The sequence below is a fragment of the Pseudomonas sp. HTZ2 genome (assembly GCF_033173945.1).
Taxonomy (GTDB): Bacteria; Pseudomonadota; Gammaproteobacteria; order Pseudomonadales; family Pseudomonadaceae; genus Aquipseudomonas; species Aquipseudomonas guariconensis.
Genome location: NZ_CP137332.1, coordinates 1,987,173 through 2,011,536 on the forward strand (window position 1 = coordinate 1,987,173; position 24,364 = coordinate 2,011,536).

Annotated in this window: 28 protein-coding genes; 4 read left to right on the top strand and 24 right to left on the bottom strand. The window is 64.1% G+C overall.

All coding sequences use genetic code 11. The features are described from left to right. Positions 1-48 precede the first annotated feature (48 nt). The 10 genes from R6G97_RS09255 to ubiE form a co-directional block, all read right to left on the bottom strand. Positions 49-1,653: a methyl-accepting chemotaxis protein gene (locus R6G97_RS09255; protein WP_043207133.1), complete on the bottom strand. Its 1,605-nt coding sequence runs from the start codon at positions 1,651-1,653 to the stop codon at positions 49-51. A 97-nt stretch (positions 1,654-1,750) separates the two neighbouring features. Next, entirely contained in the window at positions 1,751-2,458 is a 708-nt protein-coding gene (locus tag R6G97_RS09260; RefSeq protein WP_043207137.1) for a 16S rRNA (uracil(1498)-N(3))-methyltransferase, read from the bottom strand. Continuing rightward, entirely contained in the window at positions 2,455-3,246 is a 792-nt protein-coding gene (gene tatC / locus R6G97_RS09265) for a twin-arginine translocase subunit TatC (protein ID WP_043207138.1), read from the bottom strand. Before tatC ends, R6G97_RS09260 begins: the two co-directional genes overlap by 4 nt. Continuing rightward, positions 3,243-3,620 carry a Sec-independent protein translocase protein TatB gene (gene tatB / locus R6G97_RS09270; RefSeq protein WP_043207140.1) on the bottom strand — a complete coding sequence of 126 codons (378 nt, stop codon included), beginning with the start codon at positions 3,618-3,620 and terminating at the stop codon, positions 3,243-3,245. The genes tatC and tatB overlap by 4 nt, the downstream gene beginning before the upstream one ends. A 3-nt stretch (positions 3,621-3,623) precedes the next feature. Further along, positions 3,624-3,896, bottom strand: a complete 273-nt coding sequence (locus R6G97_RS09275; RefSeq protein ID WP_043207142.1) for a twin-arginine translocase TatA/TatE family subunit — start codon at positions 3,894-3,896, stop codon at positions 3,624-3,626. A 163-nt stretch (positions 3,897-4,059) separates the two neighbouring features. Then, on the bottom strand, positions 4,060-4,395 hold the full coding sequence (locus R6G97_RS09280) for a phosphoribosyl-ATP diphosphatase (protein ID WP_043207145.1): 336 nt from the start codon (positions 4,393-4,395) through the stop codon (positions 4,060-4,062). Between the two features lies 1 nt (position 4,396). After that, positions 4,397-4,789, bottom strand: a complete 393-nt coding sequence (gene hisI / locus R6G97_RS09285; protein WP_317848016.1) for a phosphoribosyl-AMP cyclohydrolase — start codon at positions 4,787-4,789, stop codon at positions 4,397-4,399. 73 nt (positions 4,790-4,862) lie between these two features. Continuing rightward, positions 4,863-6,473 carry a ubiquinone biosynthesis regulatory protein kinase UbiB gene (ubiB, locus tag R6G97_RS09290; RefSeq protein WP_043207148.1) on the bottom strand — a complete coding sequence of 537 codons (1,611 nt, stop codon included), beginning with the start codon at positions 6,471-6,473 and terminating at the stop codon, positions 4,863-4,865. Then, positions 6,470-7,093, bottom strand: coding sequence for a ubiquinone biosynthesis accessory factor UbiJ (locus R6G97_RS09295; protein ID WP_317848017.1), 624 nt, complete (start codon positions 7,091-7,093; stop codon positions 6,470-6,472). Before R6G97_RS09295 ends, ubiB begins: the two co-directional genes overlap by 4 nt. Then, a complete protein-coding gene (gene ubiE, locus R6G97_RS09300) occupies positions 7,093-7,863 on the bottom strand; it encodes a bifunctional demethylmenaquinone methyltransferase/2-methoxy-6-polyprenyl-1,4-benzoquinol methylase UbiE (RefSeq protein ID WP_043207154.1) in 771 nt (256 codons plus the stop codon). The genes R6G97_RS09295 and ubiE overlap by 1 nt, the downstream gene beginning before the upstream one ends. 124 nt (positions 7,864-7,987) lie before the next feature. Between ubiE and R6G97_RS09305 the strand changes: the two genes are divergently transcribed. The 3 genes from R6G97_RS09305 (at position 7,988) to R6G97_RS09315 (ending at position 9,659) form a co-directional block, all read left to right on the top strand. Then, a complete protein-coding gene (locus tag R6G97_RS09305; protein WP_043207157.1) occupies positions 7,988-8,263 on the top strand; it encodes a polyhydroxyalkanoic acid system family protein in 276 nt (91 codons plus the stop codon). A 174-nt stretch (positions 8,264-8,437) separates the two neighbouring features. Then, on the top strand, positions 8,438-8,860 hold the full coding sequence (locus tag R6G97_RS09310; RefSeq protein ID WP_043207160.1) for a phasin family protein: 423 nt from the start codon (positions 8,438-8,440) through the stop codon (positions 8,858-8,860). A 10-nt stretch (positions 8,861-8,870) separates the two neighbouring features. After that, positions 8,871-9,659, top strand: coding sequence for a phasin family protein (locus R6G97_RS09315; RefSeq protein ID WP_043207162.1), 789 nt, complete (start codon positions 8,871-8,873; stop codon positions 9,657-9,659). A 112-nt stretch (positions 9,660-9,771) separates the two neighbouring features. Here the strand turns inward: R6G97_RS09315 and R6G97_RS09320 are convergent, their stop codons facing one another. The 14 genes from R6G97_RS09320 to gshB all read right to left on the bottom strand — a co-directional run bounded on the left by R6G97_RS09320 (position 9,772) and on the right by gshB (position 23,717). Continuing rightward, complete coding sequence (locus R6G97_RS09320) at positions 9,772-10,386, bottom strand: TetR/AcrR family transcriptional regulator (protein ID WP_317848018.1); 615 nt, start codon at positions 10,384-10,386, stop codon at positions 9,772-9,774. Between the two features lie 4 nt (positions 10,387-10,390). Continuing rightward, positions 10,391-12,073 carry a class II poly(R)-hydroxyalkanoic acid synthase gene (gene phaC / locus R6G97_RS09325; RefSeq protein ID WP_317848019.1) on the bottom strand — a complete coding sequence of 561 codons (1,683 nt, stop codon included), beginning with the start codon at positions 12,071-12,073 and terminating at the stop codon, positions 10,391-10,393. Positions 12,074-12,141: 68 nt separating this feature from the next. Next, a complete protein-coding gene (phaZ, locus tag R6G97_RS09330) occupies positions 12,142-12,999 on the bottom strand; it encodes a poly(3-hydroxyalkanoate) depolymerase (RefSeq protein WP_043207169.1) in 858 nt (285 codons plus the stop codon). Positions 13,000-13,059: 60 nt separating this feature from the next. Then, positions 13,060-14,739 (bottom strand): class II poly(R)-hydroxyalkanoic acid synthase, encoded by a 1,680-nt coding sequence (phaC, locus tag R6G97_RS09335; protein WP_317848020.1) that lies wholly within the window; start codon positions 14,737-14,739, stop codon positions 13,060-13,062. A 351-nt stretch (positions 14,740-15,090) separates the two neighbouring features. Beyond that, on the bottom strand, positions 15,091-15,468 hold the full coding sequence (locus tag R6G97_RS09340; RefSeq protein WP_070571077.1) for a gamma-butyrobetaine hydroxylase-like domain-containing protein: 378 nt from the start codon (positions 15,466-15,468) through the stop codon (positions 15,091-15,093). A 143-nt stretch (positions 15,469-15,611) separates the two neighbouring features. Next, entirely contained in the window at positions 15,612-16,955 is a 1,344-nt protein-coding gene (gene hslU, locus R6G97_RS09345; RefSeq protein WP_043207178.1) for an ATP-dependent protease ATPase subunit HslU, read from the bottom strand. Between the two features lie 76 nt (positions 16,956-17,031). After that, complete coding sequence (hslV, locus tag R6G97_RS09350) at positions 17,032-17,562, bottom strand: ATP-dependent protease subunit HslV (protein WP_043207181.1); 531 nt, start codon at positions 17,560-17,562, stop codon at positions 17,032-17,034. 192 nt (positions 17,563-17,754) lie between these two features. Next, positions 17,755-19,026: a dihydroorotase gene (locus R6G97_RS09355; RefSeq protein WP_317848021.1), complete on the bottom strand. Its 1,272-nt coding sequence runs from the start codon at positions 19,024-19,026 to the stop codon at positions 17,755-17,757. After that, positions 19,023-20,027 (bottom strand): aspartate carbamoyltransferase catalytic subunit, encoded by a 1,005-nt coding sequence (locus tag R6G97_RS09360; RefSeq protein ID WP_043207186.1) that lies wholly within the window; start codon positions 20,025-20,027, stop codon positions 19,023-19,025. Before R6G97_RS09360 ends, R6G97_RS09355 begins: the two co-directional genes overlap by 4 nt. A 12-nt stretch (positions 20,028-20,039) precedes the next feature. Next, entirely contained in the window at positions 20,040-20,558 is a 519-nt protein-coding gene (gene pyrR / locus R6G97_RS09365; protein ID WP_317848022.1) for a bifunctional pyr operon transcriptional regulator/uracil phosphoribosyltransferase PyrR, read from the bottom strand. A gap of 51 nt (positions 20,559-20,609) precedes the next feature. Then, on the bottom strand, positions 20,610-21,035 hold the full coding sequence (gene ruvX / locus R6G97_RS09370; protein ID WP_182817036.1) for a Holliday junction resolvase RuvX: 426 nt from the start codon (positions 21,033-21,035) through the stop codon (positions 20,610-20,612). Then, positions 21,035-21,604, bottom strand: coding sequence for a YqgE/AlgH family protein (locus R6G97_RS09375; RefSeq protein ID WP_043207193.1), 570 nt, complete (start codon positions 21,602-21,604; stop codon positions 21,035-21,037). Before R6G97_RS09375 ends, ruvX begins: the two co-directional genes overlap by 1 nt. Before the next feature lie 119 nt (positions 21,605-21,723). Then, positions 21,724-22,623 carry an energy transducer TonB gene (locus R6G97_RS09380; protein ID WP_317848023.1) on the bottom strand — a complete coding sequence of 300 codons (900 nt, stop codon included), beginning with the start codon at positions 22,621-22,623 and terminating at the stop codon, positions 21,724-21,726. Between the two features lie 140 nt (positions 22,624-22,763). Continuing rightward, positions 22,764-23,717, bottom strand: coding sequence for a glutathione synthase (gene gshB, locus R6G97_RS09385; RefSeq protein ID WP_043207196.1), 954 nt, complete (start codon positions 23,715-23,717; stop codon positions 22,764-22,766). A 239-nt stretch (positions 23,718-23,956) separates the two neighbouring features. Here gshB and R6G97_RS09390 point away from each other — a divergent pair, with 239 nt between their 5' ends. Continuing rightward, positions 23,957-24,358 carry a response regulator gene (locus R6G97_RS09390; RefSeq protein ID WP_043207200.1) on the top strand — a complete coding sequence of 134 codons (402 nt, stop codon included), beginning with the start codon at positions 23,957-23,959 and terminating at the stop codon, positions 24,356-24,358. The last annotated feature ends 6 nt before the right edge of the window (positions 24,359-24,364 follow it).

Sequence of the window (24,364 nt, forward strand, 5' to 3'; positions counted from 1 at the left end):
GATGGCGAACTCATCTCCGTTCGGCTTTTTCTTGTGCTTGCAGCTGCTTTACAGCCGGAAGCGTGCTACCAGCCCCTGAAGGTGTGTCCCCAGGCGCGCCAGTTCGACGCTGGAGCTCGCGGTTTCCTCACTGGCTGCCGATGTCTGGTCGGAAATGTCACGTACGTTCATCACGCTGCGGTTGATCTCCTCAGCCGTGGCGCTCTGTTGCTCGGCTGCCGTGGCGATCTGCTGGTTCATCGCCTGGATCGACGAGACGGTGCGGGTGATGGTTTCCAGAGAACCTCCGGCGCGACGGGTCAATTCGACGCTGCTGTCGGTCAGGGCGCGGCTGCCATCCATCACCCCCGCCACGCGCTGGGTGCCGCTTTGCAGGCTGGCGATCAGTTCTTCGATTTCCTCGGTCGATTGCTGGGTGCGCTGGGCGAGGCTGCGCACCTCGTCTGCGACCACGGCGAAACCACGACCGGCTTCACCTGCACGAGCGGCCTCGATGGCCGCGTTGAGCGCCAACAGGTTGGTCTGCTGGGCCACCGACTTGATGACGTCCAGCACGCTGCCGATCTTGTCGCTCTCGGCCTTGAGCTGGTTCATGGCCTCGCTGGAATTGACCACTTCGCTGGCCAGGCGCTCGATCTGGGCGATGGCTTCACCGACCACGCGATCGCCTTCACGGGCCTGCTGATCGGCCATCAGCGCCGCCTCGGAGGCCTGCTCGGCGCTGCGGGCGACCTCATGCACGGTGGCGGTCATTTGGTTCATGGCAGTGGCGACCTGATCGGTCTCGACCTTTTGATTGTTGACCCCGGCGCTAGTCTGTTCGGTCACCGCCGACAGCTCCTCGGCCGCGCTGGCGATCTGGGTGACGCCGTCACCGATGCCGCTGATCAGCGTCCGCAGGCCTTGGTTCATGCGTTTCATGCTCGCTTGCAGCTGGCCCAGCTCGTCGCGGCGCTCGATCGATTGATCGTCCTGGCTGAGGTCGCCATTGGCCACGCGCTCGGCGGCCGCGAGGATCTGGCGCAGCGGCACGATGATCTGCCGGGTGATGGTCCAGGCGGCCAGCAGACCCAGCAACAGGGCGAGGGCGGTGGCGGCGGCCAGCATACGCTTGGCTTGGCGGGTACCTTCGTCGCGTACCTTGGTTTGCGAGACTGTCATGGCCGCGCTGGACTCGAGCAGCACGTTGCCTTGCGTGGCCATGTGCTGCAGCGCCTGTTCGATTGCGGTTTGCGCGCTGTCAGGTTGTGTCGCGCGGCGCTGGTCGGCCTGCTGGAGCTGCTCGTAGCCTTGGCGGTACTGGCGCACAGCTTCCAGCTGCTGCTCTAGGCGCTGGTGATCGACAGGTTGTTCGATTTGCCCGAGCATCGCCTGCACTTGCTGCTCGAGCTTGTCCAGGGTCTTGTCCAGCTCGGTGAGCGAGGCTTGGTCGTGACGGGTCGTATAGTTCAGGCGGGCGATACGCAGCTCCTGGGTGGTCTGGTAGATCAGCGAAATGTTGCCCAGCTTGTCGCCGCGGTTGGTGACGTTGTCGATACCTGTCCAACCTGTGGCAGTGATCGCCAGGGTCAGCAGCAACACCAGGCCGAAGCCAAAGCCCAACTTGCGATTGACGCTCATGTTCCCCAGAAAATGGGCAAACCCTTGATACATGCTTCACTCCCCCGTCGGCTTGGTCGCATTTTTGTCATGCTTCCAAGGCCATCGGCTTGCCGGGGGGAAACTTGATGGGAGGTGTTTGACCCGCTCGTCAGAAAATGCGCGACAGCAATGCCGTCACGGCGGTCTCCACACGCAGGATACGATCGCCCAGCTGCACCGGCGCCAAGCCTGCTTTGCCCAGCAGATCGACCTCATAGGGGATCCACCCGCCTTCCGGGCCGATGGCCAGGGTCACAGGCGACTCCACGGCGCGTGGACAGGCCGGGTAGGGGCCTGGATGAGCGACCAAGCCAAGCGTACCGGCCGCGATGGCAGGCAGACGGTCTTCGACGAACGGCTTGAAGCGCTTCTCGACGATCACCTCGGGCAGCACGGTGTCACGGGCCTGCTCCAGGCCCAGGATGAGGTTCTCGCGGATCGTCTCGGGGTTCAGGAAGGGCGTTTGCCAGAAGCTCTTCTCGACCTTGTAGCTGTTGACAAGGATCAGCCGTGGCACCCCCAGGGTGGCGACGGTTTGGAACAGGCGACGAAGCATTTTCGGGCGTGGCACGGCCAGCACCAGGGTCAGCGGTAGCTTGGCCGGGGGCGGCTGGTCGAAGGCCACCTGCAGCTCGGCTTCATGCCCTGCCAGGCGCAGCACCGTGGCCTTGCCCATCAAGCCATTGACCTGACCGACGCGCAGGGTATCGCCCACTTCGACGCCGTGGATCTCCTGCATGTGAGTGAAGCGCCGGTCAGCCAGCACCACGCGATCGGCCGCGATGAAGTCGGCCTCTTCAAGTAACAGCAGGTTCACGGTTGGGTCGCTGGCGGCTGGTCGTTGTGGTCATCCGAGGCCGCTTCTTCGGCCTGGCTGCGCTTGCGGATCAGGCTGCCGCACAGCACGCCGACCTCGAACAGCATCCACATGGGCACGGCGAGCAGCGTCTGGGAGAAGATGTCCGGTGGGGTCAGGATCATGCCGACCACGAAGCAGCCGATGATGACGTAGGGGCGGATCTTCTTCAGGTACTGCACATCGACTACGCCGATCCACACCAGCAGCACCACTGCCACCGGGATCTCGAAGGCGACGCCGAAGGCGAAGAACAGGGTCATGACGAAGTCCAGGTAACTGGAGATGTCCGTCATCATCGACACGCCCTCGGGCGTGGCGCTGGCGAAGAAGCCGAAGATCAGCGGGAACACCAGGAAATAGGCGAACGCCATGCCGGCATAGAACAGGATGATGCTCGAGACCAGCAGCGGAATGGCGATGCGCTTTTCATGGCGGTACAGCCCCGGTGCAATGAAGCCCCAGATCTGCTGGAGGATGAACGGGATGGCCAGGAACAGCGAGACGATCATCGTAAGCTTGAACGGCGTCAGGAACGGCGAGGCCACGTCTGTGGCGATCATCGTCGCGTTGGCCGGCAAGTGTGAGCGCAGGGGCGCCGAGACCAGGGTGTAGATCTGCTGGGCGAAGGAGAACAGCCCAGCGAAGATCAGGAAGATGGCGGCTACGCAGCGCAGCAGGCGGGTACGCAGTTCGGTCAGGTGCGAAACCAGCGGCATCGGCTGGTCGTGTTCCGGTCTATCGCTCATGGGGCTCGTGGCGGCTGCGGCGGCTCAGTGGGGGCGGCAGGGGATACCGGGGCGCTGCTGCCGGGAGCGGCAGGGGTGGTCGATGGCGCCGGTGTTTCGCTGTTGCCGATGGATGGCGTGGCTGGCCTGCTCGGATCGAGGATGCGCTTGGCTTGTTCCTCCATCTGCAGGATGTGCTCATTGTGCAGTTGGCGGCGGATCTCGTCGGCACCGATCTCGCGCTCGACTTCCGTCTTGATGGCGTTGAAGCTGCGCTTGAGTCGGCCGATCCACAGGCCTGCGGTACGCGCGGCACCAGGCAGGCGCTCGGGACCGAGCACCAGCAGGGCGACCAGACCGACGAGCAGCAGCTCGCTGAAGCTGATGCCGAACATGGGTCAGTCTTTCCGCTGCGGCTCTTGGACCGGCTGGGCCTGGCCTTCGATAGTCTGGCCCTGGGGCTGCTGGGCGGTGTTCTGCACGGGGGCTGCGGGCTGGGCCGGCGGCGGGGTCTGCTCGGCCGGTTTGTTTTCTTCCTCGTTCATCGCCTTGCGAAAGCCCTTGATCGATTCGCCCAGGTCGCTGCCCAGGTTCTTCAGCTTCTTGGTGCCGAAGACCAGGATTACGACGACCAGCAGGACGATCCAGTGTTTCCAGTCAAAAATACCCATTTCGTACTCCTGAAATTTACAGGTACAGCGAATTTTTCTGACAGCGCGGCCCCTGTAGGAGCGGGTTCACCCGCGAACACCGGCCAAGCCAGTGCTCTCTACCGCGTTGCATTCTTCGCGGGGAAACCCGCTCCACAGGGACGCGCTGCGCCCCGGGAATACATCAGTTGGAAGGCTGGCGTGCGGCCTTCTCGTCATGCCCGGAGAGCCCGAAGCGGCGCTCCAGTTCATCGAGCACGGCCTGTGGGTGTTGGCCCAGCGCGCTGAGCATCACCAAGCTATGAAACCACAGGTCGGCGGTTTCGTAGATGACATCGCCGTAATCCTTGCTGATGGCGGCATCCTTGGCGGCGATGATGGTTTCGACGGACTCTTCGCCCAGTTTCTCGAGGATCTTGTTCAGACCCTTGTGGTACAGGCTGGCCACGTAGGAGCTGTCGGGCGCCGCTTGCTTGCGTTGCTCGAGTACTTCGGCAAGGCGGTTGAGGGTGTCGCTCATGTCAGTGTCCTGCGCTGTAGATGGCATCCGGATCCTTGAGGACCGGGTCGACGGTTTTCCACTGGCCGTCTTCGAAGACGCGATAGAAGCAGCTTTCGCGGCCGGTGTGGCAGGCGATATGGCCCAATTGCTCGACCATCAGGATGATCACGTCGGCGTCGCAGTCCAGGCGCATTTCGTACAGCTTCTGCACATGGCCGGACTCCTCGCCCTTGCGCCACAGTTTGCCACGTGAGCGCGACCAGTAGATGGCGCGTTGCTCGGCAGCGGTCAGGGCCAGGGATTCGCGGTTCATCCAGGCCATCATCAATACGCGTCCGGTCTTATGGTCCTGGGCGATCGCCGGCACCAGGCCATCGCTGTTCCACTTGATCTCGTCCAGCCAGTCTTTCATCGTCGACTCCAAATCCGGACCCACGCCTGTGTCGGGCCCCTTGCGCTAGTGTGCCAGCCAGCCGCGCCGCTGGCTATTGGCGCACGATCAGGTAGAGCCCGGCCGCCAGCATCAGCCAGGCTGGCCAGGCCGCCGGGGCGCTGAGGCTGGCCGCCCCGGCCGCCAGGGTGGCACCGCCGCCGAGCAGGCCGGCACCGAGCAGACGTAGAGCCCAGCGGTCGCCCTGGCGGCGGCGTTCCGGCAGTTGCGGATCGTTCAGGTGCGGCTGCGACAGACGCTCGAGCAGGTCGCGGGTCATGTCGGCCAGGTGCGGCAGTTGCTCTACCTGGCTTTGCAGGTTGCCGAACACTGCCTTGGGGCTCATGCGATCACGCATCCAGCGCTCCAGGTACGGCTTGGCGGTGCTCCACAGGTCGAGGTCGGGGTAAAGCTGGCGGCCCAGGCCTTCGATGTTGAGCAAGGTCTTCTGCAGCAGGACCAGCTGCGGCTGGACTTCCATGTTGAAGCGTCGGGCCGTCTGGAACAGGCGCATCAGGACCTGACCGAAGGAGATGTCCTTGAGCGGTTTCTCGAAGATCGGCTCGCACACGGTACGGATAGCCGCCTCGAACTCATTGACCTTGGTCTGCGCCGGTACCCACCCCGAATCGATGTGCAGTTGGGCGACGCGGCGGTAGTCGCGCTTGAAGAAGGCGATCAGGTTGCGCGCCAGGTAGTCCTGGTCTTCGGAGGTGAGGCTGCCGACGATGCCGCAGTCGATGGCGATGTACTGCGGGCTCCAGGGCTTGACCGTGCTGACGAAGATGTTGCCCGGGTGCATGTCGGCGTGGAAGAAACTGTCGCGGAACACCTGGGTGAAGAAGATCTCCACACCACGCTCGGCGAGCAGTTTCATGTCAGTGCGCTGGTCGGCCAGGGTCGCCAGGTCGGTGACTGGCACGCCGTAGATGCGCTCCATCACCAGCACCTTGGGGCGGCACCAGTCCCAATACACCTGGGGTACGTACATCAATTCCGAGCCTTCGAAGTTGCGGCGCAGCTGGCTGGCGTTGGCTGCCTCGCGCAGCAGGTCGAGCTCATCGAAGATGGTCTTTTCGTAGTCGCTGACCACTTCCACCGGGTGCAGGCGTCGGGCGTCGGCCGAGACCCGCTCGGCGCCCTTGGCGATCAGGAACAGCCAGGCCAGGTCCTGGGCGATCACCGGCTTGAGGCCAGGGCGCACCACCTTGACCACGACCTCTTCACCGCTCTTGAGGCGTGCGGCATGCACTTGGGCCACCGATGCCGAGGCCAGGGGCTCGACGTCGAAGCGGCTGAACACTTCGCCGACCTTGGCGCCCAGCTGCTCCTCGATCAGCGCCACGGCCTGCTTGGGGTCGAATGGCGGCACGCGATCCTGCAGCAGCATCAGCTCATCGGCGATGTCGGTGGGCAGCAGGTCGCGGCGGGTGGACAGCAGTTGGCCGAACTTGATGAAGATCGGCCCCAGGTCCTGCAGGGCCATGCGCAGGCGTGCACCGCGGCTGAGCTCGGACGGTTTGCGCGGGAGCCAGCGCCAGGGCAGCAAGGCGCGCAGGCTCATCAGCCACCAGGGCAGGGGAAGGTCGAACAGCAGGTCATCGAGGCGGTAGCGGATCACGACGCGCTGGATGCGCAACAGACGGCGGACGGCGAGCAGCTTCATGCGTTATCGCTGGTATCAAGGGATCGGGCGAGGCGGCGCAGGCGCGCCTCGAGGCGTTCAACGTCGACCTTCAGGGCATCGAGCTCACTGAAGGCCGCTTCGGCTTCGCGCCGGCCGACCAGGGTGCGGGACTCTTCGGCCAGGTACTCGGAGAGGTTCTGGCTGAAGCGTGAAAGGCCCTGGCGGGTCCAGCGGGCGCGCAGGCGGATATGCCCGGCGACCAGTGCAGTGGCGACCGGCCCCAGCCAGCGCGACAGCTCGTATTCCCAGTCCAGTTCCAGGTCTTGGAGCACACCGACCAGGTCCAGCAGCACGGCGCTGTCGCCATGCAATTCGACCTGAGGGCTGTGCAGCACGGCGGTCTTGTCCTTGGCGAAGGCCAGTTGGGAGAGGCTGCCGGCCGGCGCGCGCAGGCTGCAATCGACCTCGCCTTCCCAGTGAGCAGCGAGCATCAGGCCTTGTTCATCGGGCAGGATGTACAGCTGCAAGGCCGGCTGGCGGCAGTCGATCTCGATCACCTTGCCTTCGAGCGCAGCCAGGCGCGGCAAGGCCGTGCTGTCCATGCGCAGGACCCGGTTGAGCCCATGCTCGACGCTGGCGAGCAGGCCGGCCAGGAGCATCAGGGTTTGATTCCCCGGTGCACGGCGACGATGCCGCTGGTCATGTTGTGGTAGGTGACGCGGTCGAAGCCGGCCTCGACCATCATGGCCTTGAGGGTTTCCTGGTCGGGGTGCATGCGGATCGATTCGGCCAGGTAGCGGTAGCTTTCCGAGTCGTTGGTGATCAGCTTGCCGGCCAGTGGCATGAAGGCGAACGAGTAGGCGTCGTAGGCCTTGGACATGAGCTTGTTGGTGGGTTTGGAGAACTCCAGCACCAGCAGGCGACCGCCGGGCTTGAGGACGCGCAGCATCGAGCGGATGGCTTCGTCCTTGTGGGTGACGTTGCGCAGGCCGAAGGCGATGGTCACACAGTCGAAGTGGTTGTCCGGGAAAGGCAGCTTCTCGGCGTCGGCCTGGACGAACTCAATGTTGCCGGCCACGCCACGGTCGAGCAGGCGGTCACGGCCGACCTTGAGCATCGACTCGTTGATGTCGGCGAGCACCACTTGGCCGGTGGGGCCTACCAGGCGCGAAAACTTGGCGGCCAGATCGCCCGTGCCACCGGCGATGTCCAGCACCCGGTTGCCGCTGCGCACGCCCGACAGCTCGATGGTGAAGCGCTTCCACAGGCGGTGCATGCCCCCGGAAAGCACATCGTTCATCAGGTCGTACTTGGCGGCTACCGAGTGGAAAACCTCGGCGACTTTCTTCGCTTTCTGGCTCTCGGGTACGTTTTGGTAGCCGAAGTGGGTGGTGGGTTCGGCGTGGTCGCCTTTGCGCTGGTCGTTCATATCGCTTCACCGAAAAAAATTACGGCCATTCTAGGGGCAACGGGCGGATTTGTCTTGGCGGGGTGCTCCGTGGGATGGGCGCGGGCATAATGGCGTCATTGTGTTGATATCCAGGATTGCCCGCATGACCCAGATCAGCGTTGAACGCAAACACTCCCTCGGCCGCGAGGCCGCCCGCGCCAAGGCCGAGGTGCTGGTGGACCGGCTGACCCGCGAGTACGACCTCAAGGCAAGCTGGCAGGGCGACCGCGTCGACGTGTCGCGCAGCGGTGCCAATGGCAGCGTGCATATCGGCGAGGACACCATCCGCGTGGAGCTCAAGCTTGGGATGATGCTGTCGATGATGAGCGGCACCATCAAGGGCGAGATCGAGCGAGCGCTGGACAAGGCCCTGGCCTGACGGCCCTCCGAGTACCAAGCTGCAAGAAAAAGCAGAATCGCGTACGGCGGGATTTTGCTTTCTCTTGCAGCTGCGCTCTTAGGGTGAGGATTCTAATTTTCCGCCCTACCTTATGCTCAAGCCCGCGTTCCATGGGCAGTTCCTCCATTCCCTCAAGCGAGTGAGGTGCAGAGCATGGCCAAAGTGAACCTGAAGAAAAAAGACGACGCCCCAGGCAGCACCTTGGGCGAGGTGCGCGGCTACGCGCGCAAGATCTGGCTGGCGGGCCTGGGTGCCTATGCCCGTGTCGGCCAGGAAGGCTCGGACTACTTCAAGGAGTTGGTCAAGGCCGGCGAAGGCGTCGAGAAGCGTGGCAAGAAACGCGTCGACCAACAGCTCGACGCCGCCAACAACCAGATCGACGAAGCGACCGTGCAGGTAAGCCGTGTTCGGGGCAAGGTCGAGATTCAACTCGACAAGATCGAGAAAGCTTTCGATGCACGGGTCGCCCGCGCCTTGAATCGCCTCGGCATACCGTCTAAACATGACGTTGAAGCGTTGTCCATCAAACTCGAACAGCTGACCGAGTTGCTCGAGCGTGTCGCGCGCAAACCATAAGGAGAGCAGGATGGCTGGCAAGAAGAACACCGAGAAAGAAGGCAGCTCCTGGGTCGGCGGGATCGAGAAGTACTCCCGCAAGATCTGGCTGGCTGGCCTGGGTATCTATTCCAAGATCGACCAGGACGGCCCGAAGCTGTTCGAGTCGCTGGTCAAGGATGGTGAAAAGGCCGAAAAACAAGCCAAGAAGAATGTCGATGACGTGAAGCAAAGCGCCAAGTCGTCCACATCCTCTCGTGTCTCCGATGTGAAAGAGCGCGCGTTGGGCAAGTGGAGCGAGCTGGAAGAAGCCTTCGACAAGCGCCTCAATAGCGCCATCTCGCGCCTGGGCGTACCAAGCCGCAACGAGATCAAGGCCCTGCACCAGCAGGTCGATAGCCTCACCAAGCAGATCGAGAAACTCACCGGTGCATCGGTGACGCCAGTGTCCAAGGCTGCTGCCAGCAAGACCGCCGCCAAGCCTCTGGCGAAAGCGGCTGCCAAGCCTGCGGCGAAGACGGCTGCGGCGAAACCGGCCGCCAAGCCGGCTGCGAAGCCTGTAGCCAAGGCGGCTGCCAAGCCTGCGACGAAGAGCGCTGCGGCAAAACCGGCTGCCAAGGCGACTGCCGCCAAACCTGCGGCCAAACCCGCTGCGGCGAAGAAGCCCGCGGCGAAAAAAGCACCCGTCAAGCCCGCGGCAGCCAAGCCAGCCGTGCCGGCCGCCAGCGCCGCCCCCGCTGCAACCGCCGCTCCGGCACCCGCCGCTGCGCCGGCCAGCAGCACGCCATCGGCACCGGTGAACGCCGCTACCCAGGCCTAATACCGCGTCGCCCCTTTCGCGGGTAAACCCGCTCCCACAGGTTCAGCGTTGAACCTTGTGGGAGTGGGTTTACCCGCGAAAGCGTCAGGCCAGGCAACGCATCGCGTGCGCCTTACCCCTCCAGGTATCTGCCCGCCAGCTGTTCGGCAGCCCCGCGTGCAGGGCCTACCAGATGTGGCGCCACCAGCATCATCACTTGATACACCACGATGCCCTCGTCCCCTTCACGCCCAAGCACCCGCTGGTAATCGAGCGAAAACATCAGGGTCAGGGTGATCTGCTCCACCAGTTGCCCCAGCGCTTGCGTGTCGCTGCTCACAAGGCCTTGGCTCTTGAGGCTGGCGAGCAGGGCCGCCAGTGTGCGCTTGAGCGCATTGATCAGGCTGCGCATGCCACGGGCCAGCTTCGGCAGGCGTCCGGTCAGGTTCGACAGGTCTTGGAACAGAAAACGGTACTGGGCCATGTGCTCGACGATCAGGTGCAGGAACAACCAATAATCCTCGGCGTCCAGGCGCACACCCAGGGGTGGGTCCAGCAGCGGCATGAGCGCTTCCTCGAAGCGCTCGAAGAGCCCCAGCACCAACGGCTCCTTGCCATGAAAGTGGTAATAGAGGTTGCCCGGGCTGATGCCCAATTCGTTGGCGATCTCCAAGGTCGAGACGTTGGGTTCGCCCTGGCGATTGAACAAGTGCAAGGCGCATTCGAGGATACGATCACGGGTCTTCATCGTGTCAGCGTGCCCAGACATAGCTGCCCGGAGCCGGGCCCAGCGGTGGATAGCTGGCGTTGCCCAGCTCGGTCGCGGGGGCTTTCAGGCGCCCGGAGCGCTGGCCGATCCACTCCAGCCATTGGGGCCACCAGCTGCCTTCGTGGCGTGTAGCGTCGTGCACCCAGGCACGTGGGTCGCTCGACAGCGTGGGGTTCTCCAGGAAATGCGCCTTGGGGTTGCCAGGCGGGTTGATGATGCTCTGGATATGGCCGCTGTTGGCCAGCACGAAACGGCGTTTGCCACCGAGCAGCAAGGCCGAGCGGTACACCGCGTCCCACGGAGTGATGTGATCGTTGTTGCCGGCAACGGTGAAGCTGTCCAGGGTGACCTGGCTCAGGTCGATCGGTGTCCCGCACACCTGCATGCCGTTCGGGTAGGTCAAGGGGTTGAGCTTGAAGAAGTCCAGCAGCTCGCCATGAAACGCCGCGGGCAAACGCGTGTTGTCGGCGTTCCAGTAAAGGATGTCGAAAGCCGGTGGTGTCCTGCCCAGCAGGTAATTGTTGATCCAGTAGTTCCAGATCAGGTCGTTGGGCCGCATCCACGCGAAGATCCGCGCCACCTCGCCGCCATCGAGCACACCGCGCTGGTACGAGCGGCGCTTGGACGCCTCGATGGTCTGCTCGTCGGCGAACAGGCTCGCCGGGCTGTCGAATTGGCTGTCCAGCAGGCTGACCAGGTAGGTGGCGCTGCGTACCCGGCGCAATTGGCCCTTGGCCTGCAAGTGGCCCTGCAGGGCGGCCATGGTCAGGCCACCGGCGCAGGCGCCCATCAGGTTGGGGTCGCGGCTGCCGCTGATGCTGCGGCAGGCGACGAGGGCCTCTTCCAGCGCTTCCACGTAGCTGGACAACCCCCATTCGCGATGGCGTGGATCGGGGTTGCGCCAACTGACCATGAACACCTGCAGGCCGTTCTTGAGCATGTACTGCACGAAGCTGTTGGTCGGCCCAAGGTCGAAGATGTAGTACTTGTTGATCTGCGGCGGAATGACCATCAGCGGTCGGGCGTACTGTTTTTCGCTCATCGGCTTGTACTGGATCAGCTCCAGCAGCTCATTGCGAAACACCACGGCGCCAGGGGTGGCGGCGAGATTCACGCCCACCTCGAAAGCGCGCTCGTCCACCTGGCGCGGCAGGCCGTCGTTATGACGCAGGTCGTCGAGCAGGTGGGCCACGCCGCGGACCAGGCTCAGGCCGCCGGTGTTGAAGATTTCCTTGACCGCCAGAGGGTTGAGCAGCGAGTTGCTCGGAGCCAGGGCATCGTTGAGCAGGTTGAACAGAAAGTGGACACGAGCGCGGTCATCGTCGTCCAGCGTACTTTCCTCGATCCATTGGCGAGTTTGTTTCTGCCAGGCCAGGTAGGCCTGCAGCCCGCGACGGTAGAAAGGGTTCTGGCTCCAGGTCGGGTCGCTGAAGCGGTTGTCGCGCGGGTGGGGCTGGTGCGGGCTGTCGCCGAGCATCACCCGGGTCAGTTGACCGCCCAGGGCAAGCAGATGATGGGCGGTGTGCAAGGGGTTGCGCAGGCCAAGACGGCCGACATTGCGCAGTGTCGAGAACAGATCGCGCCCGCGCAGGCCGGTGATCGCGTTCTGTACATTGATGCTCGTGGCGGGGACCGGTGTCGTCCCTTTTACCGGTTTATCTGTCATCCCACACTCCGTCGTAAGGCCTCATCCACGTTCGTCTCGCGTAACCATCACCACCGGTGGGCCAGGGTTCAGCCGCCAGGGCCAGGGGCCGGGCGAGGATGCATGACCGCGCGCTGGCGCTCCTGCTGAAGGAATTTCATGATGATCGGCGCCACGGCTTCGGCCCGGGTAATCAGGAACAAATGCCCGTCGTCGATGATGTGCAGCTGTGCGTTGGGAATACGCCAGGCCAGCAGACGCATGTTGATCAGCGGAATCAACGGGTCATCGTCGCCGGCCAGTACCAGTGTCGGCTGCTGGAGCTTGTGCAGCCAGTGGATACTGGTCCAGCCAAGGCCAGCGAACAGTTGCCAGTAATAACCGGTCTTGCCGCCCGAGCGCACCTTGGCCGCGTGGTGCAGGGCCAGGTCGGGGTCGCGGCGAAAACCACCGCCATAAATCAACGGCGCGATGCGGATCACATGGGAGGGCTGCACATAGCGCCGGGGGCTGGCCATCATCATCAGCACCTTGGGCTTGCCCGGCACCATGAAGGCCCCAGCAGCGGTCGCGGCGAGGATCAGCTTCTTGCAGCGCTCGGGGTAATCGTGGGCGAACTGCTGAGCCAGGGCGCCGCCCCAGGACACGCCGATGACATTGACCTGGCCATAGTCGAGGTAGTCGAGCATGCGCGCAGTCAGCTTGGCCAGGCCTGGGAAGCGGTAAGGGCGGCTGGGCGTGGACGAGCCGCCGACACCCGGCACATCGAAGGCGATGACCTCGATGTCCGGGTCCAGCGCCTCGATGAACGGGAACACCAGCTCCAGGTTGGCGCCGATGCCATTGAAGATCAACAAAGGCGTCAGATGCGGCTTGCCGGGGCGGACCGCGGTGCGGATGGACTGGTTGTCCAGCTCGACTGTCCTGAATATGTAGGGTTGCGGCATGCACGGAACTCTAGGTCAAAAAGACGCCATGACGCGACCAAGCGGCCATGGCGACAGGTCTCATCGTTCGTGGACGTACGTCCCCGGTGCGGCTTCGCCTGCGGTGTAGGCGCGATTGCCCAGGCGGGTCGGCGCCTTTTTCAGCTCACCTGCGCGTTCACCCAGCCAGGCTTGCCAGTGTAGCCACCAGGAGTCGGCGTGCTTGATCGCGTTTTCCTGCCAGGCCACGGGATCGTCCGGGCGGTCTTCACCGGTCATGAAGCGCGCCTTGGGATTGCCGGGCGGGTTGAGGATGCTCTGGATATGACCGCTGTTGGACAGCACGAACTCGATCTTGCCGCCGAACAGGTGCGCCGAGCGGTAGCAGGACTGCCACGGGGTGATGTGGTCGGCAGTGCCGGCGACGCTGTAGATGTCGCAGAGGACCTTCTTCAGGTCGATGGCGGTACCGCACACTTCCAGGGCGTCGGCGCGGGTCAGCGGGTTGTTCTTGAACATCTCGATCAGGTCGCCGTGGAAGGCGGCGGGCAGGCGCGTGGTGTCGTTGTTCCAGAACAGGATGTCGAAAATCGGCGGCTCGTTGCCGAGCAGGTAGTTGTTGACCCAGTAGTTCCAGATCAGGTCGTTCGGGCGCATCCAGGCGAACACCTTGGCCATGTCGCTGCCTTCGAGCACGCCGGCCTGGTAGGAGTGGCGCTTGGCGGCTTCGAGGGTCTGCTCGTCGACGAACAGCGCGACCTGGGTGTCCATGGTGGTGTCCAACACACTGACCAGCAGGGTCAGGGCGTTGACTTTGTTCTCGCCCAGCGCCGCGTAGTGGCCGACCAGCGCGGTGCAGGTGATGCCGCCGGAGCAGGCACCGAGCATGTTCAGATCCTTGCTGCCGGTGATCGACAGCACCGCGTCCACGGCTTCCTTGAGTGCATCGATGTAGGTCGACAGGCCCCATTCGCGCTGAGCCGTGGTGGGGTTGCGCCAACTGATGATGAAGGTTTGCTGGTTCGAGCGCAGGCAAAAGCGCGCCAGGCTTTTTTCCGGGCTCAGGTCGAAGACATAGAACTTGTTGATTTGTGGCGGCACGATCAGCAGCGGACGGGCGTGCACCTGTTCGGTGATGGGGCTGTACTGGATCAGCTCCAACACGTCGTTGCGATACACAACGGCCCCTTCGCTGGTGCCCAGGTTCTTGCCCACTTCGAAGGCGTCCATGTTCACCTGGCTGGGCATGCCACCGTTGTTGACCAGGTCCTTCGCCAGGTTGGACAGGCCATCGAGCAGGCTCTTGCCGCCGGTCTCGAAGAAGCGCTTGACCGCTGCCGGGTTGGCCAGGGTATTGGTCGGGGCCATGGCCTCGGTCATCAGGTTGATGACGAACTGCCCGCGGCTGACATCCTGAGGGGAGAGGTCGCTGTTGCCGATCCAGTCCTGCAGCTCCTTGCGCCAGGCCAGGTAGGTCTGCAGATAGCGGCGATACAGTGGGTTCTGGCTCCAGGCCGGGTCATTGAAGCGGCGGTCATCGCCACTGGGCTGCAGGCTGGACTTGCCCAGCAGCACGTTCTTGAGTTCCAGGCCAAAGTGCGCCACGTGCTTGGCGCTGTGCAGCGGCTGGCGAACGGCCTGGCGCAAGACGGTGCGCGCCGATGTCAGCAGATCCTTGCGACGAATGCCGATGACCGGGTTCAGGCCCAGGGTGTTCTCCGAGGCCTGCCGCTGCAACTCATCGTTGTTCTTGTTACTCATCTACGACGCTCCGTTGTCCTGAGACGAGTACCGGTTGGCTGTGGCGGGTACACAGACGATTGCCCGGTACTGCTGCTCGGGTGACCAGTGATAAGAAACAGCGGTGCTGCGACCGGATGCGTCAGGCGATGAGCTGCGGGATTTTCTGCGTGTGAAGACAGCCTGCTTTCGCTCGCGACCTCTACATACCGGCCCGACCCTGCCCGCGCGTTCGACGATGCAGGGAACTTGCCAGCTCCATTGGTTACCCGACTTTCATGTAATGCGCAAGACAGCTCGTGCATGAGCTGTCTGTAGGGCATTCAAACAGATGAGATTAGAAAACGCGCTCTAAAGCGTGGAAGTCTTGCACTAGAGCATGAGTTTGACGACGGATTCGGCCGGGTCGCGGGATTTGCCGGCTTTGTGCAACTCATCGAGGTACTCGGCCCACAGCTGCTCCTGGCGTAGGCACAACTGCTCGAGGTACTCCCAGGTGAACAGGCCGCTGTCGTGGCCGTCATCGAAGATCAGTTTCAGGGCGTATTGCCCGGCAGGTTCAAGGCCCGTAAGGCCGACGTTGATCTTGCCGAACTGCAGGATGGGATTGCCGTGGCCCTGGACCTCGGCGGAGGGGGAGTGCACCCGCAGGAATTCGGCGGGCAGGTGATAGACCTCGCCGGGGGCGTAAGTGAGGCTGAGGGTCTTGGAGGCTTTGTGCAGGTTGATGGCGGTGGGCAGGCGGGCCATGGGGGAATCTCTCGGGAGCTGATAAGGCAAGCTTCCAGCTTCTTGTGGAGGGATTCAAGGGCCCATTCGCGGGTGAACCCGCTCCCACAAGGTCACTGCAATCCTTGTGGAGCGGGTTACCCGTGAAGAAGGCGACGCTGGGCTTACAGGATGTAGCGCGACAGGTCTTCGTTCTGCGCCAGCTCACCGAGGTGGCTGTTCACGTAGGACGCGTCGATGCGGATCGGCGCTTCGTCATGGGCGCTGGCCAGGTCGCCCGCGCTGAACGACACCTCTTCGAGCAGGCGCTCGAGCAGGGTGTGCAGGCGGCGGGCGCCGATGTTCTCGGTCTTTTCGTTGACCTGATAGGCGATCTCGGCCAAGCGCTTGATGCCGTCGGCGGCGAACTCGATGTTCAGGCCTTCGGTCTTGAGCAGCTCACGGTATTGCTCGGTGAGCGAGGCGTGCGGCTCCTGCAGGATGCGCTCGAAGTCTTCCGGGGTCAGCGCCTTGAGCTCAACGCGGATCGGCAGACGGCCTTGCAGCTCAGGTACCAGGTCGCTTGGCTTGCTCAGGTGGAACGCGCCGGAGGCGATGAACAGGATATGGTCGGTCTTGACCATGCCCAGCTTGGTGTTGACGGTGCAACCTTCGATCAGCGGCAGCAGGTCGCGCTGCACGCCTTCGCGGGAGACATCGGCGCCGCCGACGTTGCCGCGCTTGGCCACTTTGTCGATTTCGTCGATGAACACGATGCCGTGCTGCTCGACCGCTTCCAAGGCCTTGGCCTTGAGCTCTTCCTCGTTGACCAGGCGGCTGGCTTCCTCGTCACGTACCATCTTGAGCGCTTCCTTGACCTTGAGCTTGCGCGCCTTGCGCTTGCCCTTGCCCATGTTGGCGAACAGGCTTTGCAGCTGGTTGGTCATTTCTTCCATGCCGGGTGGCGCGGCGATCTCGACACCCATGGACTCGGCCACTTCGATCTCGATTTCCTTGTCGTCCAGCTGGCCTTCGCGCAGGCGCTTGCGGAACAGCTGGCGGGTGTTGGAGTCGCTGCTCGACTGGGAGGCTTCCTCGGCGAAGCTGCTGACCCGGGCCTGGGGCAGCAGGGCGTCGAGGATGCGGTCCTCGGCAGCGTCCTCGGCGCGGTGGCGCACGCGGATGATCTCCTGCTCGCGGAGCATCTTCAGCGCGGCATCGGCCAGGTCGCGGATGATCGATTCGACGTCACGGCCGACATAGCCCACTTCGGTGAACTTGGTGGCTTCGACCTTGAGGAATGGCGCGTTGGCCAGTTTGGCCAGGCGACGGGCGATCTCGGTCTTGCCCACGCCGGTTGGGCCGATCATCAGGATGTTCTTGGGGGTGACTTCTGCGCGCAGCTCGGCCGGCAGCTGCATGCGGCGCCAGCGGTTGCGCAGGGCAATGGCCACGGCGCGCTTGGCGTCGTCCTGGCCGATGATGTGGCGGTTGAGTTCGTGAACGATCTCGCGGGGGGTCATGGACATGATGAAAATGGTCCTTGATCAGAGTGGGTCAGCGTGGAAAAGCCCTGTCACCGGGACCGGGCGCCAAAACAGCTGATCACTCGGCCAGGTCCTGCTCCTCGATGGTCAGGTTGTGGTTGGTGAACACGCAGATGTCACCGGCGATGTTCAAGGCGGTCTCGGCGATCTCGCGAGCCGAGAGGTCGGTCTTGTTCAGCAGGGCGCGCGCAGCGGCCTGGGCGTAGGCACCGCCGGAACCCATGGCGATCAAGCCGTCTTCGGGCTCGACCACGTCACCGTTGCCGGTGATGATCAGGGAGGCATCCTTGTTGGCCACGGCGAGCATGGCTTCCAGACGGCTCAGGGAACGGTCGGTGCGCCACTCCTTGGCCAGTTCGACGGCGGCACGGATCAGGTGGCCCTGGTGTTTTTCCAGCTGGCCTTCAAAACGTTCGAACAAGGTGAAGGCATCGGCGGTAGCACCGGCGAAGCCGGCGATGACCTGGCCGTGGTACAGGCGACGGACTTTCTTCGCGTTGCCTTTCATCACGGTATTGCCGAGGGAAACCTGGCCGTCGCCGCCCATGACGACTTTGCCGTGGCGGCGGACTGAAACGATGGTAGTCAAGGGAGAGTCTCCACGCAGCGGGGCGAAAATGCCTGTTGCAGACTCATATGGGGGTGGGGGGAAGGATTTCAACCGGGGGGGATGAATGGTCGTGCCGGGCAGGGCCATCGGTGTTGCCCATTCGCGGGTAAGCCCGCTCCCACAGGCGCTAGGATCCCTGTGGAGGCGGGCTTACCCGCGAAATGGATTCGCTCAGGCCTCGTGGCAGACGTGCCCGTCGACCAAGGTATAACGCACCGCGCCCGGCAGGCAGTGGCCGATGAACGGGCAGTTCTCGCCGCGCGAGAACCATTGCTCGCCCGCGACCGTGGAAGCGTTCGGGTCGAACAGCACCAGGTCCGCCGCTGCGCCGACCTTGAGCTCGCCGGCCGGCAGACGCATGGCCGCCGCCGGGCCGCTGCTCAGGCGGGCCAGCAAGGTCGGCAGGTCGAGCAGGCCGTCTTCGACCAGCGTCATGGCCAATGGCAGCAGCAGCTCGACGCTGCTGATCCCAGGCTCCGTGGCACCGAACGGTGCCAGTTTGGCGTCACGCTCGTGGGGTTGGTGGTGGCTGGAGATCGCCTGGATCACACCCGATTTGACCGCCTCGCGCAGCCCATCGCGGTCGGCGGCGGTGCGCAGCGGCGGTTGCACGTGATAGAGGCTGGAGAAGTCGCGCAGCGCCTCGTCGGTGAGAATCAGCTGGTACAGCGCCACATCGGCGGTGACCGGCAGGCCAAGCTGCTGGGCCTGGGCGATCAGTCGTGCACCGCGGGCGCTGGTGATCTGGCTGAAGTGCGCGCGTACGCCGGTCTGTTCGACCAGCAGCAGGTTTCGCGCCAGGGCCACGGTCTCGGCAGTCTCGGGGATGCCCGGCAGGCCGAGGAAGCTCGCCATCGGGCCTTCGTGGGCCAGGCCGCTCTGGGCCAGGTCGCGGTCCTGGGAGTGGAAAACCACGGTCAGGTCGAAGGTGGCGGCATATTCCAGCGCGCGGGCCAGGGTGCGGTTGTTCGGGATTTCCTTCAGGCCGTTGCCGAAGGCCACGCAGCCGGTGTCGCGCAAGGCGACCAGCTCGGCCAGTTGCTCGCCTTCCAGGCCCTTGGTCAAGGCGCCGATCGGGTAGACCTTGCTGTTGGCCGCTTCACGGGCGCGGTCGAGGATCAGTTCGGCCACGGCCGAGGTGTCCAGCACCGGTTTGGTCTGCGGCGGGCAGCACAAACTGGTGACACCACCGGCGACCGCAGCGCGGGTCTCGCTGGCGATGTTGCCCTTGCGGCTGTATCCCGGCTCGCGCAGGGAGACGCCGAGGTCGACCAGGCCCGGGGCTGCCACCAGGCCGTCGGCCTGGATCGTGCGGTTGGCAGTGAAGCCGGCGGGCGCTGCACCGATGGCCGCGATGCGACCGCCGTCGAGGTGCAAGTCAGTGATGGTGTCCAGGCCGCTGGCAGGATCGATGACCCGGGCGCCGATAATGCTGATGGTCACTGGGCGTTCTCCTGGTCGAATTGACGTTGCGCGGTCTGGCCGCTCATGGCCATGGACAGCACGGCCATGCGCACGGCGATGCCGTAGGTCACCTGGTTGAGGATCACCGAGTGCTGACCGTCGGCTACCGCCGACTCGATCTCCACCCCACGGTTGATCGGACCGGGGTGCATGACGATGGCATCGGGCTTGGCGCCGGCCAGGCGTGCGGTGGTCAGGCCGAACAGGCGGTAGAACTCGCCCTCGCTGGGCAGCAGGCCGCCGGCCATGCGTTCGCGCTGCAGGCGCAGCATGATCACCACGTCGACATCTTTCAGGCCCTGGGCCAGGTCGGTGTAGACCTTCACCCCGTACTGCTCGATACCCACCGGGATCAGAGTCTTGGGGCCGACCACGCGGATGTCGGGGCAACCGAGGGCCTTGAGCGCCAGCATGTCGGAGCGGGCCACGCGCGAGTGCAGGATGTCGCCGACGATGGCTACCGAGAGGTTCTCGAAGCTGCCTTTGTGGCGACGGATGGTCAGCATGTCGAGCATGCCCTGGGTCGGGTGCGCATGGCGGCCGTCACCGCCGTTGATCACGGCGACTTCCGGGCAGACATGCTCGGCGATGAAGTGGGCGGCGCCCGAGTCGGAGTGGCGCACGACGAACATGTCGGCGGCCATGGCTTCGAGGTTACGCAGTGTGTCGAACAAGGTCTCGCCCTTGCTGGTCGAGGAGGTAGACACGTTCAGGCTGATCACGTCCGCCGACAGGCGCTGGGCGGCCAGCTCGAAGGTGGTGCGGGTACGGGTGGAGTTTTCGAAGAACACGTTGCAGACGGTCTTGCCGCGCAGCAGCGGAACTTTTTTCACGGCCCGGGCGCCGACTTCCAGGAAGGAGTCGGCGGTGTCGAGGATCTCGGTTAGCAGTTCGCGGGGCAAACCGTCGAGCGAGAGAAAGTGGCGCAGCTGGCCCTGGTCATTGAGCTGCAGCGGGCGCTTGGCGTCGAATGGCGTCATCGCGAGGGACTCTTAAAGGGCGGAAGCGGTGGCGAGGTCCTGGCGCTCGAGGACGAGCGGTGCCGGTCCGGTCAATTTTACCCGTTCAGTGGGCGCCAGGTGCAAGGTGGCGCCCAGCACGTTCGGGCGGATCGGCAATTCGCCGGCGTCCAGGTCCAGCAGGCAGACCAGGGTGACGCTGGCCGGGCGGCCATAATCGAACAGTTCATTGAGCGCGGCGCGGATGGTGCGACCGCTCATCAGCACGTCGTCCACCAGCACCAGGTGCTGGCCTTCGATTTCGAAGGGCAGCTCGGACGGACGCACTTGCGGGTGCAGGCCGTTCTGGCTGAAGTCGTCGCGGTAGAAGGACACGTCCAGGGTGCCCAGCGGGCTGCTGTCGCCCAGCTCCTGCTGCAGGGCCTGGGCTACCCATACGCCGCCGGTGCGGATGCCGATGAAGCGCGGCTCGGTGATAGTGCGACGGGCCAGGTGGGCGCGAAGGTCGACGGCCATCTGCCGGATCAGGTCGGCGGGATTGGGTAGGCTCATTGCGTGCTCCTCGGAAGGGGGGCGCCGGGCTGGGCCGGCGGCGAAGCGGATTTAAGTATTGGCCTCCAGCCAGCCCTGCAGGAGCAGGGCGGCGGCAATGGCATCGACCGGGTTGTCGCGGTAGCTGCCATGGCGCATGCCTCGGGCCATCTGCTCGCCCTTGGCTTCGAAGGTGGTCAGACGCTCGTCATGAGTGTGCACAGGCAGGTTGTAGCGGCCATGCAGGCGGCGGGCGAACTTCTCGGCCCGGGCGCTCATTTCGCTGGGCGTGCCGTCCATGTTCAGCGGCAGGCCAACGATGATGGCGTCGGGCTTCCATTCGGTGATGAGCTTTTCCACCTGGGCCCAGTCCGGGACGCCGTTCTGGGCTTTAAGCGTGCACAATTCGCGGGCCTGGCCGGTGACCACCTGGCCGACGGCCACGCCGATCTGTTTGCTGCCATAGTCGAAGCCCAGCAGCAGGCGCAGCTCGGCCATCAGGCGTGACCCGCTTGGCTGGTCAGCAGGCTGAGGTTGATCCCCAGGCTGGCGGCGGCTGCCTCGAGGCGCTGCTCGCTGGCCAGTCCGAAGATGATCTCGGCGTCGAAGGGGCAGTTGAGCCAGGCGTTGTCGGCAAGCTCGGCTTCCAGTTGGCCGGCTTCCCAACCGGCATAACCCAAGGTGATCAGGCTCTGCTTGGGCCCTACGCCTTCGGCGATGGCGAACAGCACGTCCTGGGAGGTCGAGAGCGACAACCCCTGCAGCTCCACCGTGGCCTGATAACTGCAGTCGCTGCTGTGCAACACGAAGCCGCGATCGGTCTGCACCGGGCCACCCTGGTAGATCGGCACCTGCAGGGTGCTGGCCGGTGGCTCCTCATCCGGGCGTAGCTGCTCCAGGATGTCGGCCAGGTTCAGCTCCTGCGGGCGGTTGATCACCAGGCCCATGGCGCCGTTGGCGTTGTGCTCGACAATATAGGTGAGGGTCTGGGCAAAGTTCGGATCGACCATGTGCGGCATGGCGATCAGGAACTGATGCTTGAGGTAGCTCGGGCTGAGGGTTTTCATGAGTGATAGTGTGGCGTCAGCTGGGCTCGGCTTCAAGCTGCAAGCTTCAAGCGGCGAGAAAAAGCACGGCTGTGCATGCCCGCGCTTTTTTCTTGCCGCTTGAGACGTGTGACGTGCGGCTAGTTACTGGACAACCGGTCCCCGCGGGCGAAGCGCCAGGTACGGATGATTTCCAGGCGGTCGAACTCCGCCAGGTCGCCTGTGAACGGTGCAAACGGCGCGGCCAGACGGACGATGCGTTGGGCCGCCTGGTCGAGCACCGGCTGACCAGAGGATTCGAGCACCAGCACTTCGTACAGCGAGCCGTCGCGGTTGATCGAGACCATCATCCGCAAGTTGCCGTAGATCTGTTGGCGTCGCGCTTCTTCGGGATAATTGAGGTTGCCCACGCGCTCCACCTTCTTGCGCCATTCTTCCTTGTACCAGGCGCCTTTGTCGCGCATGGTCGAGGCTGCGTTGAGGCGATGGATGCGCGGGCGCTTGGCATACATCTGCTGTTCGTTGGACAGCTCCGCCTCGAGGCTGGCGATCTGGCTGGAGAGCTGCGAACTGTCGAAGTCCGGCACCGCTGCCTGGGGCTTGGGCTGCGCCTTGCTTTCCTTGGGCTTGGGCTCGACCTTCTGCACCTTGGGTGCCTTGGTGGCCACCGCGGACTTCTGCGGCGAGGGCGGGGTTTCCTGACGAGCGGCTGGCGGTGGGGTGATCTTGTTGATCTTGCTGTCCTGGAAGGGCGCGACCTCGGTGGTCTTGGGTACGGCTTTCTTTTCCAGGGTGCCGCTGCCTTGCTGGTTGTCCTGGGCCTGGAAGTCGGCCTTCTCGGGCGGCTTCTCGCTCTTGAAGGTGGCCAGGGTGATGTCCATCGTGTGGCGGATTTCGCTGGGCTTGCTGATGGTGAAACCCACGCCGAGGATCAGCGCCAGGTGCACCAAGGCAGCCAGGAACAGGGTGAAGCCAAGCCGGTCCACCGGGCGGACGCGGGGTGGGAGCAGGTCGGCAGGGATGTCGGCAGGCAGCGTCATCAGGTATCCAAGGGCAGCTTCGAATCACAAGCTGCAAGCTTCAAGTAAAAGCGGCCCGGTGCAGGCCTGCCCGTACGTGCAGCTTGCAGCTTGCAGCTGCGCATCATACCCCACTGTGTGGCATTGCCACGTGTCCTCGGTCAGCGCGCCTTGAGCTTGCGATCAATGGCGTCCATCAGCTGGGCGCCGATGTGGGTGTCGTAGGCGGCGTCGATTTCGCGAATGCAGGTCGGGCTGGTGACGTTGATCTCGGTCAGGTAGTCGCCGATCACGTCCAGGCCGACGAACAGCAGGCCCTTCTCGCGCAGGGTCGGGCCAACTTGGGCGGCGATCCAGCGATCGCGCTCGGTCAGCGGGCGGGCTTCGCCTCGACCGCCAGCGGCCAGGTTGCCACGGGTCTCGCCGCTGGCCGGGATGCGCGCCAGGCAGTAGGGCACCGGTTCGCCGTCGATCATCAGGATGCGCTTGTCGCCGTCCTTGATCTGCGGCAGGTATTCCTGGGCCATGATCTGCTGGGTGCCATGCTGGGTGAGGGTCTCGAGGATCACCGACAGGTTGGGGTCGTCCTTGCGGTGGCGGAACACCGAGGCACCGCCCATGCCGTCCAGCGGCTTGAGGATCACGTCGCCACGGCTGTCGGCGAACTCACGCAGGATGTCCACGCGGCGGCTGACCAGCGTGGGCGCCATGCACTGTGGGAACTGGGTGGCGAACAGCTTCTCGTTGCAATCGCGCAGGCTCTGCGGGCGGTTGACCACCAGCACGCCTTCGCGCTCGGCCTGCTCCAGCAGGTAGGTGCTGTAGACGAACTCCATGTCGAAGGGCGGATCCTTGCGCATCAGGACCACATCCAGCTCGCTCAGGGCGCTGTCCTGCTCCTCGCCCAGTTCGAACCAGCGGGCCGGATCGGCGAACACCTTCAGGGGGCGCATCTGGGCCCGGGCCTGGCCCGCGCCCAGGTAGAGGTCGCGCTGCTCCATGTAGAACAGGCTCCAGCCACGTTCCTGGGCCGCCAGCAGCATGGCCAGCGAGCTGTCCTTTTTGTAGGAGATGGACGCGATAGGGTCCATGACAATCCCGAGGCGAACGCTCATGGGGTGGTTCCTCTTGGCGGCGCGGGGCCGCGGTGATTCGAAAGAAAAGTGGCTCAGGGTGGCGCCGGGAGCGCCGATGGTCAAGGGGTTCGGCGGATGGAATGGCTATCCGTAGTGTGCTAAAAGTGCAGCTGCAAGCCTTGAACTACAAGCCTTGAGAAAAACCAGCCATGCGTCGGCGCGCTTTTTCTCGCAGCTTGATGCTTGCAACTGCAGCTAATTCCCACTGGTAGGCAACTATGGAACAACCCCTGAAGGTGATGGTGATCGACGATTCGCGCACGATCCGCCGCACCGCACAGATGTTGCTCGGCGAGGCCGGCTGCGAGGTGATCACCGCCAGTGATGGTTTCGATGCCCTGGCCAAGATCGTCGACCACAAGCCCCAGGTCATCTTCGTCGATGTACTGATGCCTCGCCTGGATGGCTACCAGACCTGCGCGGTGATCAAGCAGAACAGCACCTTCAAGGATACCCCGGTCATCCTGCTGTCCTCGCGCGACGGCCTGTTCGACAAGGCCCGCGGTCGGGTGGTCGGCTCAGACCAGTTCCTGACCAAGCCATTCAGCAAGGAAGAACTGCTCGATGCGATTAGGGCTCATGTGCCCGGTTTCGTCGTGCAAGAACAACACGCACCCTGACACCGC